At 73.9% G+C, this 15,453-nt stretch carries 12 protein-coding genes; 3 read left to right on the top strand and 9 right to left on the bottom strand.

The window, feature by feature from the left end:
* Positions 1-78: 78 nt before the first annotated feature.
* On the bottom strand, positions 79-1,893 hold the full coding sequence (locus ACZ4SV_RS26030; protein ID WP_468006826.1) for a 3-hydroxyacyl-CoA dehydrogenase family protein: 1,815 nt from the start codon (positions 1,891-1,893) through the stop codon (positions 79-81).
* Between the two features lie 390 nt (positions 1,894-2,283).
* Between ACZ4SV_RS26030 and ACZ4SV_RS26025 the strand changes: the two genes are divergently transcribed.
* A complete protein-coding gene (locus ACZ4SV_RS26025) occupies positions 2,284-2,865 on the top strand; it encodes an adenylosuccinate lyase (RefSeq protein ID WP_468006824.1) in 582 nt (193 codons plus the stop codon).
* 7 nt (positions 2,866-2,872) lie between these two features.
* Here the strand turns inward: ACZ4SV_RS26025 and ACZ4SV_RS26020 are convergent, their stop codons facing one another.
* The 8 genes from ACZ4SV_RS26020 to ACZ4SV_RS25985 form a co-directional block, all read right to left on the bottom strand.
* On the bottom strand, positions 2,873-3,397 hold the full coding sequence (locus tag ACZ4SV_RS26020; protein WP_468006822.1) for a GNAT family N-acetyltransferase: 525 nt from the start codon (positions 3,395-3,397) through the stop codon (positions 2,873-2,875).
* Between the two features lie 52 nt (positions 3,398-3,449).
* Complete coding sequence (locus ACZ4SV_RS26015) at positions 3,450-4,274, bottom strand: hypothetical protein (RefSeq protein ID WP_468006820.1); 825 nt, start codon at positions 4,272-4,274, stop codon at positions 3,450-3,452.
* Complete coding sequence (locus ACZ4SV_RS26010; RefSeq protein WP_468006818.1) at positions 4,271-4,915, bottom strand: ABC transporter ATP-binding protein; 645 nt, start codon at positions 4,913-4,915, stop codon at positions 4,271-4,273. The genes ACZ4SV_RS26015 and ACZ4SV_RS26010 overlap by 4 nt, the downstream gene beginning before the upstream one ends.
* Before the next feature lie 14 nt (positions 4,916-4,929).
* Positions 4,930-5,823: a UbiA family prenyltransferase gene (locus tag ACZ4SV_RS26005; protein WP_468006816.1), complete on the bottom strand. Its 894-nt coding sequence runs from the start codon at positions 5,821-5,823 to the stop codon at positions 4,930-4,932.
* Between the two features lie 82 nt (positions 5,824-5,905).
* Complete coding sequence (locus tag ACZ4SV_RS26000) at positions 5,906-6,973, bottom strand: polyprenyl synthetase family protein (protein WP_468006814.1); 1,068 nt, start codon at positions 6,971-6,973, stop codon at positions 5,906-5,908.
* Positions 6,974-7,003: 30 nt separating this feature from the next.
* A complete protein-coding gene (gene shc, locus ACZ4SV_RS25995) occupies positions 7,004-9,043 on the bottom strand; it encodes a squalene--hopene cyclase (protein WP_468006812.1) in 2,040 nt (679 codons plus the stop codon).
* Between the two features lie 268 nt (positions 9,044-9,311).
* Positions 9,312-10,949: an alpha/beta hydrolase gene (locus ACZ4SV_RS25990; protein ID WP_468006810.1), complete on the bottom strand. Its 1,638-nt coding sequence runs from the start codon at positions 10,947-10,949 to the stop codon at positions 9,312-9,314.
* Positions 10,950-11,098: 149 nt separating this feature from the next.
* A complete protein-coding gene (locus tag ACZ4SV_RS25985) occupies positions 11,099-12,139 on the bottom strand; it encodes an Rv2578c family radical SAM protein (RefSeq protein WP_397968826.1) in 1,041 nt (346 codons plus the stop codon).
* A 133-nt stretch (positions 12,140-12,272) separates the two neighbouring features.
* On the opposite strand from ACZ4SV_RS25985, the gene ACZ4SV_RS25980 reads away from it, so the two are divergent.
* Both ACZ4SV_RS25980 and ACZ4SV_RS25975 read left to right on the top strand, forming a co-directional pair.
* The gene (locus tag ACZ4SV_RS25980) at positions 12,273-12,716 is read left to right on the top strand and encodes an SRPBCC family protein (protein WP_365874508.1); all 444 of its coding nucleotides are present in this window, start codon (positions 12,273-12,275) and stop codon (positions 12,714-12,716) included.
* A gap of 161 nt (positions 12,717-12,877) precedes the next feature.
* A complete protein-coding gene (locus tag ACZ4SV_RS25975; protein ID WP_468006809.1) occupies positions 12,878-15,316 on the top strand; it encodes an MFS transporter in 2,439 nt (812 codons plus the stop codon).
* Positions 15,317-15,453 lie beyond the last annotated feature (137 nt).

The raw sequence follows: 15,453 nt of genomic DNA, 5'->3' as shown, positions 1-15,453 counted from the left end.
GCGGAGGGCGGGGGAGGGCCGGCCGGTTCGAGCAGTCCGCCCCAGTCCGGCCGCGTCCGGAACCCGTCGCCGGCGCCGTCAGCGGCGGGCATACTCGCGGAAGCCGCGGCCGGTCTTGCGGCCCAGGCAGCCCGCGGCCACCAGATGCTCCAGCAGCGGCGCCGGGGCGAGGCCGGGGTCCCGGAACTCGCGGTGCAGCACCTTCTCGATGGCCAGCGAGACGTCCAGGCCGACCACGTCCAGCAGTTCGAACGGGCCCATCGGATAGCCGCCGCCCAGCTTCATCGCGGCGTCGATGTCGTCCGGCGAGGCGTAGTGCTCCTGGACCATCTTCACCGCGTTGTTGAGGTACGGGAACAGCAGCGCGTTGACGATGAACCCGGCCCGGTCGCCGCAGTCCACGGCGTGCTTCCCGGTCCTCGCGCAGACCGCGCGGACCGTCGCGTGGACCTCGTCGGAGGTCAGCACGGTGCGCACGACCTCCACCAGCTTCATGGCCGGCGCCGGGTTGAAGAAGTGCATGCCGATCACGTCCTGCGGGCGCGAGGTGGCGCGGGCGCAGGCGATGACGGGCAGCGAGGAGGTGGTGGTGGCCAGCACCGCGCCCGGCTTGCAGACCTCGTCCAGCGCCGCGAACAGCCGCCGCTTGACCTCCAGGTCCTCCGCGACCGCCTCCACGGCCAGGTCCACGTCGGCGAACGCGTCGTAGGAGCCCGCCGGGACGATCCGCTCCAGGACGCCTGCGGCGGCCTCGGCGGTCAGCCGGCCCTTGTCCACGGACCGGGCCAGGGACTTGCCGATCCGGGCCTTGGCCGTCCGCGCCTTCTCCTCGCTGCGGGCGGCCAGGACGACCTGGAAGCCGGCCTTCGCGAACACCTCGGCGATACCGGAGGCCATCGTGCCGGACCCGGCGACCCCGACCGAGCGGACCTCCCGGCCCCCGGCGGACGGACCGCCGGCCGCCGGAGCCTGGGCGTCCGGCACGACCGTCCCGCTGCCCGGCGCCTCGTAGGTGTAGAAGCCGCGCCCGGACTTGCGGCCGGTCAGGCCCGCCTCGCTGAGCTGGCCCAGGATCGGGGCGGGCGCGTGCAACCGGTCCCGGGACTCGGCGTACAGGGCCTCCAGGACCGTGCGCGCGGTGTCGATGCCGATCAGGTCCAGCAGGGCGAGCGGGCCCATCGGCAGACCGCAGCCGAGCCGCATGGCGGCGTCGATGTCCTCCCGGGAGGCGTACCGCGACTCGTACATCGCCGCGGCCTGGTTCAGATAGCCGAACAGCAGACCGTCCGCGACGAAGCCCGGACGGTCGCCGACCGCGACCGGCTCCTTGCCCAGCTCGATCGCGAGCCCGGTGACGGCGGCGACGGCCTGCGGCGCGGTGAGCACCGAGGAGACCACCTCCACCAGCCGCATCGCGGGCGCCGGGTTGAAGAAGTGCAGGCCGAGCACGCGCTCGGGGCGGGCCGAGCCGGCCGCCAGCCGGGTCACGGAGAGCGCGTTGGTGCCGGTCGCCAGGATCGTCTCCGGGCGGACGACGGCGTCCAGTCCGGTCAGGATCCGCTGCTTGATCTCGTACGACTCCGGGGCCACCTCGATCACGAGGTCGGCGTCGGCCGCCGCGCCGAGGTCGGTGGCGGTGCGCACCCGGGCCAGCGCCCCGGCCCGCTCCCCGGCGGTGAGCCGGCCGCGCTCCACGGAGCGGGCGGTGGCGGCCTCCAGGGCGGCGAGCGCCCGGGCGGTGCGGTCCTCGCTGATGTCGATGCCGATCACCTCCCGGCCGGCCGTCGCGAGGACCTCGGTGATGCCGGTGCCCATGGTGCCGAGGCCGACGACGGCGATCGTCTTCAGCGGGGACGGCGGGGACAGGGGGGTGTCGGACAGGGGAGCGGCCATCGCGGGACTCCAGGAATGAGGTGACGACGAGGAACGCGCCGTGGCGCGCCCGGCAGGGCGCACCACGGGGCGAGGAGGGATGCGGGTGTCGCCGGGCTGCGAGCGCACACGCCCGGTGCGGCCGGTGCCACGGGCGCGCACACGCCCGTGAACGGCAACTTTCCGGCCGGCTCTGTCCCGGAGCCGGCCGTACTGCGGTACACGTGGTGTACCGAACCGACAGCGCTCGCTCGCGACGGCCGCGTCACCAGACCGTCGCCAGCGAAAGAAGCGAGGGTTACTCGCTCGTATGAGCTTAACCGGCGGGTAACGAGCGCGCCAGACCCCGGTGGGAAACCGACTCTGTGATGTACCTCCCTCCGCCGCCGCGACCCGCCTACGCTGGACCTCGTGGACGAAGAGTCGCGTTCGCTCACGGAACGCTTACGGCAGGAGTCGGGCGGCTCGGCGGCGTTCGCCCGCCTGCTGGCCGCCGAGGACCACGACACGCTCGCGGAGGTGCTCACCGCGCCCGGACAGCCGCTGTGGGCCCGGGAACTGGCCGCCTTCCGCCTCGGCCGCGCGGGCGACCGGCGGGCCTTCGAGGCGCTGGTGCTGCTGCTCAACCACCGGGACCCGCCGCGCTGCGCCTCCGCCGCGCACGCCCTCGCCCGGCTCGGCGACCCGCGCACCGCCCGGGCCGCCGCCGCCCTCGCCACCAACGAACTCCGCGTCGCCTACGCCCTGCACCCGGTACGGCTCCTGGTCGCCCTGCGCGCCCCGGAGTCCGTCCCCGCGCTGATCACCACCCTGGGGCGGCGGCTGCGGCCGCACGACCCCTACCGGCGGGTCGCCCTCGCCTGTGTGCAGGGCCTCGGCGAACTGGGCGACCCCCGCGCCCGCCAGGTGCTCGGCGAGGCCCTGGCCCACCCCGCACTCGCCGAGGCAGCGGTACACGCCCTGGCGAAACTCCCGCAACAGCAGCCCACCTGACGCGCGGTCAGTCGCCGGGCTCGCGGACGTAGCGGAGTTCGGGCACGGGTACGCCGGATGCTTCGAAGGTGTCCTCGGCGCCGTCGGGCCGGAAGCCGGCGCGTTCGTAGAAGCGGCGGGCCGGGGCGTTGCCCTCCAAGACCCACAGGAACATGCGCGCACGCCCCGCGCACCGCTCGGCCGACGCGGCCAGCAGCGCCCGCCCGATCCCGCCGCCGAGGTGCGCCGGATCGACGTAGAGCGCGTACAGCTCGGCGTCCCGCGGGTCCGCCCCGGCCTCCCGGTGCGGCCCCACCGCCGCCCACCCGAGCACCCGGCCGCCCCGCTCGGCGACCAGGTTCGCCACCGGACTGTCGGCCCGCGTGAACCGCTCCCGCCGCCGCCCGGCGTCCGCGCGCACGTCCAGCGCGTCCAGGTACGGCCCCGGCACCAGCCCCCGGTAGGCGTGCTGCCAGCCGCGGACGCGGATCTCCGAGACGCGGTCGCAGTCGGCGAGCGCCATGGCGCGGATGCGTACGGTCGGGTCGTCCATGACGAAACCGTAGACCTCGTCGCACGGAAGCCGGCAGTCCGCGGGCCGCGGATCACGGGTGCGGTGCCTCGGCCACCGCGTCCGGGGCCACCGCGTCCGGGGCGACCGCGTCCGGGGCGATCCGGCAGTGCGAGCGGGTGCGTGCCTGGAAGGCGCACAGGGCCAGGGCGCCGGCCGCGGCGGACCAGGCGAACGAGAGCAGCCCGTAGGACCAGGAGGTGACGGAGGTGAACGCCGCGGCCAGCGCCGACTGGCACGCGCCGTACAGCGGCAGCGCGTTCAGACCGGTGAGGTCGGCCACGTTCAGGACCGGGTTCTGCAGACCGGTGTCGAGCAGGCTGAGCATGATGACGAGGAAGAAGCCCTCCAGCTCGCCGCGCACCAGCGAGCCCAGCAGCAGACCGATGCCGCCGTAGGCGAGACCGGCGCCGAAGACGGCGACGGTCAGCGGGCCCAGTTGCTGCACCGGCAGCGAGCCGCGGAGCACGGCCGTGGTGTACACGGCGACGAGGGCGGTGGCGAGGGCGACGGCGGTGATCTTGGCCAGCAGCATCTGGAGTCTCGGATAGCCGGCCAGGACCAGCCGGCGGTCCATCTCCCCGGCCTTGAAGGTCTCCATGAACATCGAGAAACCCGTGACCAGGGTGACGGCGGCGAGGGCGTTCACCACTTGGCTGACCTGATTCGCCGGCGCCTGGACCTCGGCGTGCGCGGCCTGAAGGGAGAAGCGCACCGCGCGGTCCGGCGCGCACAGCCGCGCCACCATGATCCAGCCGGGGATGAACGCGACCGCCAGCAGCATCGCCATCCGGCTGCGCAGGTGACCGAGGAGGGTGCAGCGCAGCATCTCGGTGAACGCCGGGCGCCGGTACGTCATCGGGTGGGCCTCTCCAGGTCGAGACGGCCGCCGCGCAGGTGGCCGACCGCGTCGAAGTGGTGCAGGTCGTGCAGCAGGTGCGAGACCACGACGATCGACCTGCCCTGGTCGCGCAGCCGGGCGGCGAGCGCCCAGAAACGCTGGTGCGTGTCCCAGTCGAACCCCTGGTACGGCTCGTCCAGCACCAGGAGCTGCGGATCGTGCATCAGGCTGAGCACGAGGTTCAGCTTCTGCCGCGTGCCTCCGCTCAGCTCCCCGGCGCGCTGCCGGCCGCAGCCGGTGAGCGCCAGGAGGTCCATCAGCTCGTGGGCGCGCGTGAGGTCCGGCAGCCGGTAGGCCGCCTGGAAGAGACGCAGGTGCTGGGCGACGGTGAACGAGTCGTTCAGCACGGCGTGCTGCGGGCAGTAGCCCGCCTTGCCGGTGCGCTCCACCGTGCCCCGGTCGGGCGCCAGGTACCCCATGGCGATCCGGAGCAGTGTGCTCTTGCCCGCGCCGTTCTCGCCGACGACGCCGATCAGCGCTCCGGCGGGCACGTCGAGGTCGGCGCCGCACAGGATCTGCCTGCGGCCGTACGCCTTCCACACGTCGCTGATCCGCAGCGGTGACTGCCGTCGCGTGGGCCGCGTGGCCTCGGTGGTCACGTCCAGGTCTCCCGTCAGCGCAGGGTGTAGACGGAGGCGGCGAGGGCGAGGGTGTACCACTGTTCGACCAGGCGGTAGCTGCGCTGGTCGTGTTCGCGCCCGCGCAGCCGCATCACCCGCACCGCGAGCAGCAGGCTCAGACCGCCCAGGAGCACGTCCGTGGCGACGGCCCACCAGTGCCGCCCGGCGGGCTCCATGAGGAAGTAGTGGATGGCGACGGGACCCACGGCGAAGCCGGTGCACAGGAAGACCCGGGTGGGCGTCTCGCCGAAGACCAGCGGCATCGTGGACCGGCGGACCGCGCGGTCGCCGGTCATGTCGCGCAGGTCCTGCACCGACATGAGCAGGGTCACGGTGACCGTGAGGGTCGCGATCCAGCGCCAGGCGTCCGGGGTGACCGCGGTGACCATCCCCCAGGCGGCGGCCAGTTGGGCGATGACCCCGAGTCCCGCGTAGAGGTTCCTGCCCAGCCAGTGCCGGCCCCAGCCGTACTCGTGCTGCAACAGGGAGAGGACCTGCCACATCAGGGCCCACTCCAGGACGCCCAGCCAGTACCCGTACAAGGGGAAGAGGACCCGGACCGCGTACAGCCGCAGCCGCGCGCCCCGCACGGTGCTCTGGCCGGTCACCAGGGGCCGGAACGGCTTGTTGACGCGGTCCTCCTCGACGCCGACGAGCTGGTTGGCCAGCGTGTGCTCGTAGACGAACAGCCAGAAGTACAGCGCTCCGCCGGCCAGGGTGAGCACGGCGTCGGGCGGGGACAGCCGGGCGTGGACGACGGCCGCCACCACGAAGCAGGTGGCCGGGAAGATGGTGGTCCAGCGGTCGGCGCTGATGAAGAGCCAGCTCAGGCGGATCTCCCGCCAGGCGCTCTGGAGCACCGCCGCCGGCGCGGTCGTGGTCGTCACTGTGGGTCCGTACTCCGTGGTCGGCCGGGCCGGTGGACGGCCCGGGGCGGGTCCTGGTGCGGGTCGCCGGCCGGGCCGGGCGTCACGCCGTGCGGTGGACGACCGCCTCCGCGACGTCCTCCAGCGTGCGGATGGCGCTGGGCGGGAAAGGGGCCACCGTCAGCGAGTCCAGGGCCTGGTGGTACCTCTCCTCGATCATGTGCTCGACGGCTCTCCGGGCTCCCGTGCCGGTGAGGATGGACCGGATCTCCGCGGCTTCCCGCTCCCCGAGGTCGGGGTCGCCGAGCAGCGCGTGCAGCCGGTCGGCCTGGGCCGGTCCGCAGACGCGCAGGGCGTGGACGATCAGGCTGGTGGACTTGCCCTCGCGCAGGTCGTCCAGGCGGGACTTGCCCATCCGGTCCGGGTCCCCGAAGACACCCAGCACGTCGTCCCGGAGCTGGAACGCCTCACCGAGGGGGATGCCGAAGGCGGTGCAGGCGTTCATGACCTCCGGTCCGGCACCGGCGAGGGCCGCCCCCACCTGCAAGGGGCGCTCGATGGTGTACTTGGCGGTCTTGTAGCGGATGACGCTCAGCATCGTCTCCAGGCTGGCGTGCAGCTTGCCGGTGGTCAGCAGGTCCAGGTGCTGGCCGGCGATCAGTTCGCTCCGGGCGAGGTCGACGCAGTGCAGCACCCTGGCCCGGTGGGCCTCCGGCATGAGCGTGGTGTGCAGCAGCTCGTCGGACCAGACCAGAGCCAGGTCGCCCAGCAGGATCGCGCCGCCGAGTCCGTACTGCTGCGCCATCCGCGCCACGTGGTGCCGGTCGGCCAGCGACCGGTGGATCGTGGGGCGGCCCCGGCGGCTGTCGGACGCGTCCATGATGTCGTCGTGGATGAGCGCGCAGGTGTGCGCGAGTTCGATGGAAGCGGCCAGCCGGACGGCCTGTGTGATGTCGCCCCGCCCCCCGGCCGCGATCCAGCCGGTCACGCACAGCAGCGGACGGACTCTTTTCCCGCCGGAGATGAAGTCACGCAGAATGCGGATGAGCGCCGACTGGCCGGGCACGGGAGCGGACCGTTCCTTCTGCGTCAGGAATTCCGACAGCAGATCGTCGATCGCGGGGCGCGGCGCGAAGAACTCGGAGGTGACCGCCAGTGTTTCCGTACTCATGACAAAGGCGCCTTTCAGAAGGAATGCCGGTCACTGGTCCGGCCCGGTTGCTTCGCGTCGTGGCCGGCCCACCGCCGCATCTCGGGGGTGACCGGGTTGCCGGAGATAACGGCCCAGCGCCATCAAGGGGAAGACGTGCCCGTAATACCCGTAGTGCGCGGCCACGGCCCGGGGGACGAGGACGCCGGTGAACTGCGGCTCCTCCCAGGTGCCGGCGGGCGTCTGCCGCTCGGTCAGCCAGCGCACCCCGTCCCGCGCCACGGCGCTCTCACGCTCTCCCGCCGCGAGGAGCGCGAGCAGCGCCCAGGCGGTCTGCGAAGGCGTGGACGGGCCACGGCCGGCGCGGGCCGGGACGGCGTACGACTCCCAGCTCTCGCCCCAGCCGCCGTCCGCGTTCTGCACCGACGTCAGCCAGGCGACGGCACGCCGGACGGCGGCGTGGTCGCGGGGGACTCCGGCGGCCACGAGGGCGGGCAGCACACAGCCGGTGCCGTAGACGTAGTTCACCCCCCAGCGTCCGTACCACGCGCCGTTCGCCTCCTGCCGGCCGAGCAGCCAGCGGACACCGCGGCGGGTACGGGGGTCGCGGCGCCGTCCCTGGGCGGCCAGCATCTCCACCACATGGGCGGTGATGTCGGCGGTGGGCGGGTCGGTGCAGAACTCGCCGAAGTCGAAGAACGGGAGCCTGGCGGGGAGCGTGCTGGTGTTGTCCGCGTCGAACGCCGCCCACCCGCCGTTCCGGCTCTGCATGCCCAGGCACCACCGCGTCGCCCTGTCGAGCGCTTCGTCGACGCGTGCCCGGTCGGGATGGCTCACCCGGCGCAGCGCGAGGACCACCTCGCTGGTGTCGTCGGTGTCGGGGTAGTACCGGTTGTGGAACTGGAAGGCCCAGCCGCCGGGAGCCAGCCGGGGCCGCCGCACGGCCCAGTCGCCGGGCCGGTCGGCCTGCCGGGTGAGCAGCCAGTCGGCGGCCTTGACCAGCGCGGGATGGTCGGCCGCCAGACCGGCGTCCAGGAGCGCGGTGGTGGACAGGCAGGTGTCCCAGACCGGGCTGTGGACGGTGTGCAGTGCCCGCACGCCGTCCTCGGGCCACGCGCCGCAGTCCTCCAGGAAGCCCCAGGCGGCCTTGAGCACCGGATGGTCCGGCGGATAGCCGTGCAGATGCAGGGCGAGGACGACCCACGTGGTCATCGGCGTGCACGCCCCCCAGCTGCCGTCCGGCTCCTGACGCGCCAGGAGCCAGCGGACGCAGGCGTTCACCGCGGCTTCGCGCGCCGGGCGGGGAATGGCCCGGGAGCAGGTGCGCACGGCGGCGTTCAGCCGCCAGAACAGCTTCTCCCGGCCGCTGTCGGGCGGCGGCGCCGACGGCCGGCCCGCGGTGCCGGGCACGGCGAAGAGCTCGTCGATGCCGAAGGGCGCCGGGCGCACCGGGCGATGGGCGCTGATGACGCTGAGGGCGACCAGCGCCAGGCGCATGACGGAGCTGAAGGAGTAGATGTTCAGGGGCGCCCGCCTGGGCAGGGCGATGATCTCCGGCGGGATCTCGGGCAGGTCGTCCCAGCTCCACCAGCCGAGGAGGGCGAGCCAGACACGCGCCGTGAGCGGGCCGGCCGCGGCACCGCCCTGCTCGCGCACCCAGGCCGCGCACCGCAGCATGTGCTCCTCGTCCGGGCCGTCCCCGGCGAGCCGCAGCGCGATGTACGCCTGGACCGTGGTCCCCAGATGGCCCGGGCCTTCGAAGACGAGGGGCCAGGAACCGTCCGCGCTCTGCTGCGAGCGGATCCACCGGCCGCTCGCCCGGGCCAGACGTTCCTCCAGTACGCCCAGCAGATGGCGGAGGAAGAGGTCGTGGGCGTCGTAACTCACGTCCGTCGCGAAACGGGCCTTCCACCATCCCGCGGTGTCCTGCCGGGCCAGCAGATGGTCCGCGGCCCGCGCCACCGCGGCCCGGACCCCCTCCTCCGTCGCCTCCTCCGCCGGGCCGGACGCGGGGACGGCGGGCGGCACGCCGGCGTCACCCGCGGGGAGGGGGCCTTTCGCGTGCGGCACACCGCCGGCCGAAATCGTCATGGCACTCCTCAGGCACCGAATCCGTAAATACCCCGCCTTTCGGAATATCCGAATTCCGTGACGGCGCCGTCGCTGTTTCGCCGAGTTCGCCGTCCCGCGGGGAGGGGATCGATTCTTCCCGATCTTTTCGGCCGGCACATCCTTCGTACGTGTGCAAGAGAAGGGCGTGAAGAGTCACGCCGTGTGTTCCGGGACGCGCCCCCCGCGCCCGAAAGTCCGCATTCCGCGCGCGTCGCCGCGCCGGCGGCGCGCGCGGACCGGTATGCCGTCAGGGACGCGGGCCCAGCAGGCCGTGCAGGATGGCGCCGCGGGTCGCCGCCGGCGCCGTCTTCCGTGCGGGCAGCGGCCGCGGGTCCGGTGACTTCGCGCAGACCGCGTCGGCCGGCCCGCCGCCGCGCGGTACCGTGCCGTCGGCCAGGTACGCGGCCAGGTACCCGTCCAGGCAGGCGTTGCCGCTCAGGGTGACGCCGTGGTTGCCGCCGCCCTGCTCGACCACCAGGGCGGACCGGGCCAGCAGCCGGCGGACCGCGACCGCGCCGGCGTACGGCGTGGCCGCGTCGTCGGTCGCCTGGAACAGCAGCGCCGGCGGCAGCGCGCCGTTCGCGACGTCCACCGGCCGCCCCGGCGCCGCCGGCCAGAACGCGCAGGGCGCGTTGTACCAGGTGTTGCTCCAGGCCATCAGCGGCGCCTTCGCGTACACCCGCCAGGCGTCCGCCCGCCACCGGTCCCAGCCGCGCGGCCAGGGGGCGTCCCGGCACTGCACCGCCGTGTAGACGCTGTAGCCGTTGTCGCCCGAGGCGTCCACGGCGCCCAGGCTCCGGTAGGCCGCCACCAGCGGTCCGGTCTCCCCGCGGCGCGCGTAGGCCGCGAACGCCTGCGCCAGGCGGGGCCAGTAGCCGTCGTAGTAGCCGCCGGGCGTGAAGGTGTCCTCCAGTTCCGCCGCGCCCACCTCGCCCCCGGCCGGCCTGCGCGCCAGCGCCGACCGCATCGCGTACCAGCGGGCCTCGATCCGCGCGGGGTCCGTGCCGAGCCCGTAGACCGCGTCGTGCCGGGCGATCCAGGCCATCAGCGCGCGGTGGCGGTCGTCGAAGGCGTAGTCCTGGCGGAGGTTGTCCTCGTACCACACGCCCGCCGGGTCGACGACCGAGTCCAGCACCAGGCGGTGGACCCGCCGCGGGTACAGCTTGGCGTAGACCGCGCCCAGGTAGGTGCCGTAGGAGTAGCCGAAGTAGCTGATCCGCGGCGCGCCCAGGGCGCGGCGCACGGCGTCCAGGTCGCGGGCCGCGCTCACGGTGTCCATGAAGGGCAGGATGTCGGCGTACGCGCGGCCGCAGGCCGCGGCGAAGGACCGCGCGCGCTCGAGGTTGGCCCGCTCCAGCGCGGGGGTGGCCGGGACGGAGTCCGGGCGGCCGGCGGCGAAGTGGCCGGGCGCGCAGGTCAGGGCGGGCGTGCTGCGGCCGACGCCGCGCGGGTCGAAGCCGATGACGTCGTACCGGGCCGCCACCTCCTTCGGCAGGGCCGAGGCGACGAACCCGGCGAGCGCCAGCCCGCTGCCACCGGGTCCGCCCGGGTTGACCAGCAACGGTCCCTCTGAGGACCGCGCGGTGTGCGGCACCCGGGACAGCGCGAGCGTGATCCGCCGCCCCGCCGGACGCGTGTGGTCCAGCGGCACCTGGACGGAGGCGCACTGGAGCGCGGGGTGGCCGAGGTCGCCACAGCCCTTCCAGAGGGGCTCCGCCGGGGCGGCGGCAGGTGCCGGTTGAGTGGCGGTGGCCGTCCGGCCGGGCGCGGCGGGTGCGGCGAGGGGCGCCGGTGCCGTCGTGGTGGCCGCCCGGGCGGGGGCGGTGGTCAGCGAGCCCGCCAGCACGGCGGCGGCCGCGCCCAGCGCGGCGGCGCGTGGTCTCATACGGGTCCTCCCGGGACGGAGGGGCACGGCGAACCGCGAGGCTCACGGTTCTCGCCGGATCGTCCCGGTATCGCCACCCCGCGGAACACGTCTCCGCGACACGTGACCCGATTGGGCCGCGAGAAGCCCCCGAACGCGCCCGGACCCGCTCACATCAGACTGAGCTGGACCGGTTCCGCCCCGGCGGCCGGCGCCGGACCGGCCGGGCGGATCCGGCGGGCCACGGCGGCGCGCGTGGGCCCGATGCCGTACTCCTCGGCCAGCTCGTGTACCTGACGGGTGATCCGGCGCTGGTACCAGCGCGGCGCGTAGGCGCCCTCCGCGTACAGCCGCTCGTACCGCCCCACCAGGTGCGGATGGTGCCGCCCGAGCCAGGCCGTGAACCACTCCCGCGCGCCGGGGCGCAGGTGCAGCACCAGCGGCGTGACGGAGGTGGCCCCGGCCGCCGCGATCGCCCGGACCGTGGCCCGCAGCCGGTCCGGATGGTCGCCGAGGAACGGGATCACCGGAGCCATCAGCACCCCGCAGCCGATGCCGCGCTCCGTGAAGGCCCGCACGACCTCCAGCCGGCGCTCGGGCGCGGGCGTGCCCGGCTCGACCGTGCGCCACAACTCGGTGTCCAGGAAGCCGACGGAGACCGAGACGCCCACGTCCGTCACCTCGGCGGCGCGGACCAGCAGGTCGAGATCGCGCAGGATCAGCGTGCCCTTGGTGAGCACGGAGAACGGGTTCGCGTGCTCGGTGAGCGCGGAGATGATGCCCGGCATCAGCCGGTAGCGGCCCTCGGCGCGCTGGTAGCAGTCGACGTTGGTGCCCATCGCCACGTGGTCGCCCTGCCAGCGGCGCGAACCGAGCTGGCGGCGCAGCACCTCGGGGGCGTTCACCTTGACCACGATCTGGGTGTCGAAGCCGATGCCCGTGTCCAGGTCGAGGTAGCCGTGCGTCCGGCGGGCGAAGCAGTACACGCACGCGTGTGTGCACCCCCGGTAGGGGTTGACCGTCCACTCGAACGGCATGCGGGAGGCGCCCGGCACCCGGTTGAGCACCGAGCGCGCCCGTACCTCGTGGAAGGTGATCCCGCGGAACTCGGGCGCGTCGAACGTCCGGGTGGTCACGGCGTCCGCGCCGAACAGCGCGGCGTCCGCGGCCCGGCCGTGGTCGCTGTCGTCGGTGAGGTTCTCCCAGCGCATGACGCCTCCTCGGTAGCGCTGGGCACACAATAGAACAAACGTTCCCATGATCGTGCGCCCCCCGATTTGGGCCGCCGGGCGCCGGGGTGGTTGGCTTGGCCCAACCCCGAGCTACAGGTCCTGGAGGAACGCAATGGCGCAGGTCGAGGCCACTACGGAGCGGGTCGTCGCGGCGGACGCGGAGAAGGTGTTCGACGCCCTCGCCGACTACCGCGGCACACGGCAGCGGCTGCTGCCCGAACAGTTCAGCGCGTACGAGGTGCGCGAGGGCGGCGACGGCGAGGGCACCGTCGTCCACTGGCGGCTGCAGGCCACCAGCAAGCGGGTGCGCGACTGCCTGCTGGAGGTGAGCGAGCCCACCGACGGCGAGCTGGTCGAGAAGGACCGCAACTCCTCCATGGTCACCACCTGGCGCGTCACCCCCGCCGGCGAGGGCCGCTCCCGGGTCGTCGTCACCAGCACCTGGCAGGGCGCCGGCGGCATCGGCGGCTTCTTCGAGCGCACCTTCGCGCCCAAGGGCCTCGGCCGGATCTACGACGCCCTGCTCGCCAACCTCGCCGCCGAGGTGGAGAAGTAGCCCAAAATCCTTTTCTCGCAAGGGCGTTGACCCTCGGTTGACCCCTTCACCGGTTCGAGTGGATCTCCGCCCCGGGCCCCGCGGCGCCGTAACCCGCCACCACCGTTCGCAGTTGTCGCCTCGCGCGGAACAGGTGACAGGTGGGACGAGGGGAGCGGTCCGTGGGCGGGACGACTCTGGCGCGGCACGAGCCGGCCGCGGCACCGGCGGCGGAGCGGGAGCCGGCCGCGGCGCCGCCGCCCCCGCCCCCGGGCGCCGAACTCGGGCCCAGGCGGGTCCGGTTGGTCTTCTTCGGGCTGATGCTGGCGCTGCTGCTGGCCGCCCTGGACCAGATGATCGTCGCCACCGCCCTGCCGAAGATCGTCGGTGAACTGCACGGCCTGGACAAGATGTCCTGGGCGATCACCTCCTATCTGCTCACCTCCACCATCGGCCTGCCCCTGTACGGCAAGCTGGGCGACCTCGTCGGCCGCAAGGGCGTCTTCCAGTTCGCCATCGCCGTCTTCGTCCTCGGCTCCGCGCTCGCCGGGCGGGCCGGCAGCATGGACCAGCTGATCGCCTTCCGCGCGCTCCAGGGCGTCGGCGCGGGCGGCCTCATGATCGGCGTGCAGACGATCATCGCCGACATCGTGCCGCCCCGCGAGCGCGGCCGCTACATGGGCCTGATCGGCGCCGCCTTCGGCCTCGCCTCCGTGGCCGGCCCGCTGCTCGGCGGCTACTTCACCGACCACCTCTCCTGGCGCTGGTGCTTCTACATCAACGTGCCCTTCGGCCTGGTCACCCTGGCCGTCGTCACCGTCGTGCTGAAACTGCCCCGGCCCCGCGTGCGCGCCCGGTTCGACGTCCCCGGCGCGCTGCTGCTGGCCGCCGCCTCCACCTGTCTGGTGCTGCTCACGAGCTGGGGCGGCACCGAGTACGCCTGGGACTCCCGGCAGATCTACGGCCTCGGCGCCGGCGCCCTGGCCGCCACCGCGCTGTTCCTCGTCGCCGAGCGCTTCGCCGCCGAACCCCTCATCCCGCTGCGGCTGTTCCGCGATTCCGTCTTCACCGTCAGCGGCCTGGTCGGCCTGGTCGTCGGTGTGGCCCTGTTCGGCGCCGCCAGTTATCTGCCGACCTTCCTGCAGATGGTCGACGGGGCCAGCGCCACCGGGTCCGGGCTGCTGATGCTGCCCATGATGGCCGGGATCGTCGGCGCCTCGGTGCTCAGCGGACAGCTCATCAGCCACACCGGCCGCTACCGGATCTACCCCGTGCTCGGCAGCGCCGTCTCCGCCGTCGGCATGTGGCTGCTGTCCCGGCTCGACACCGGCACCCCGCGGCTGCACTACAGCATCTGGATGGCCGTCCTCGGCACCGGCATCGGCCTGGTGATGCCGGTCCTGGTCCTCGCCGTGCAGAACTCCGTGCGCCCCGCCGACCTCGGCAGCGCCACCAGCGCCAACAACTACTTCCGGCAGATCGGCGGCAGCGTCGGCGCCGCCGTCTTCGGCACCCTCTTCGCCGGCCGGCTCACCGAGGCCCTGCGCCGCGAGACGCCCCCGCGCGCGGGCACCGGCCTGCCCGACCCCGAGTCCCTCACCCCGCAGCTCGTGCACGCGCTGCCCCCGGCCCTGCGCGACGCCTACATCCGCGCCTACGCCGACGCGATGCCCCGGATCTTCCTCTACCTCGTCCCGGTGCTCGTCCTCGGCGTGCTCATCGCCTTCTTCCTCAAGGAGAAACCGCTGGTGTCCCACCACACCGCCGAAACGGAGCAGCCGACCGTGAACGCCCCGATTCCCCAGGCCCGTCCCCAGCCGCCGGCCGGGACGGCCGCCGCGCCGGCGCGCGCGCCCTACGCCGCCGGGATCCCGGTCTGCGGCACGGTGCAGCACGCCGACGGCACCGTGGTGCCCCGCGCCGCGCTCACCCTCATCGACGTCGCCGGGCAGCAGGTCGGCCGGGGCGCCAGCGGCGAGGACGGCCGGTACGCGCTCGGCACCCCCGGCGCCGGCTCCTACGTGCTGATCGCCGCCGCCGGCGGACACCAGCCGCAGGCCGTCTCCGTGACCGTCGGCGAACGCCCCGTCGAACTCGACGTCGTCCTCGGCGGCGCCGGACGCCTGGCCGGCAGTGTGCTCACCGCCGACGGCAGCCCCGTCCGGGACGCCATCGTCACCCTCACCAACGTGCACGGCGAGGTCGTCGCCACCACCCGCAGCGGACGCGAGGGCGGTTACGTCATCACCGAGCTGGTGGCCGGCGAGTACACCCTCGCCGCCAGCGCCCCCGCCTTCCGGCCCGCCGCCCTCCCGGTCACCGTGCAGGCCTCCCGGGAGACCCGGCAGGACGTCGAACTCGCCGGCGGCGCCGTGCTCAAGGGCACCGTGCAGGCCGGCGGGGGACGTCCCGTGGAGGAGGCCCGGGTGACGCTGCTCGACGCCGCGGGCAACGTCGTCGACACCCTCACCACCGGAGCCGACGGAACGTTCCGGTTCGTGGACCTGTCCTCGGGCGAGTACACCGTCATCGCCGCCGGTTACCCGCCGGTCGCCACGGTGCTCCAGGTCGCGGGCGGTGGCCGCACCGAACGCGACCTCCAGCTCGGGCACGAGGACTGAGGGGGCGCACGCCGTGCGCCGGGCCGTGCGCCGGTGCACTGGGCGCGGCTAATTCCAGGATTGGCACACATCGCGACGGGCCGCCGCCGTACCGTAGTGGCGGGCGGCACAGATCGTTTGCGGACAGCCGTGGGGAG

The organism is Streptomyces sp. NPDC027672 (assembly GCF_055566335.1).
Note: the sequence above shows the minus strand (reverse complement) of the source record. Positions and strands in the feature narration are given on the sequence as shown.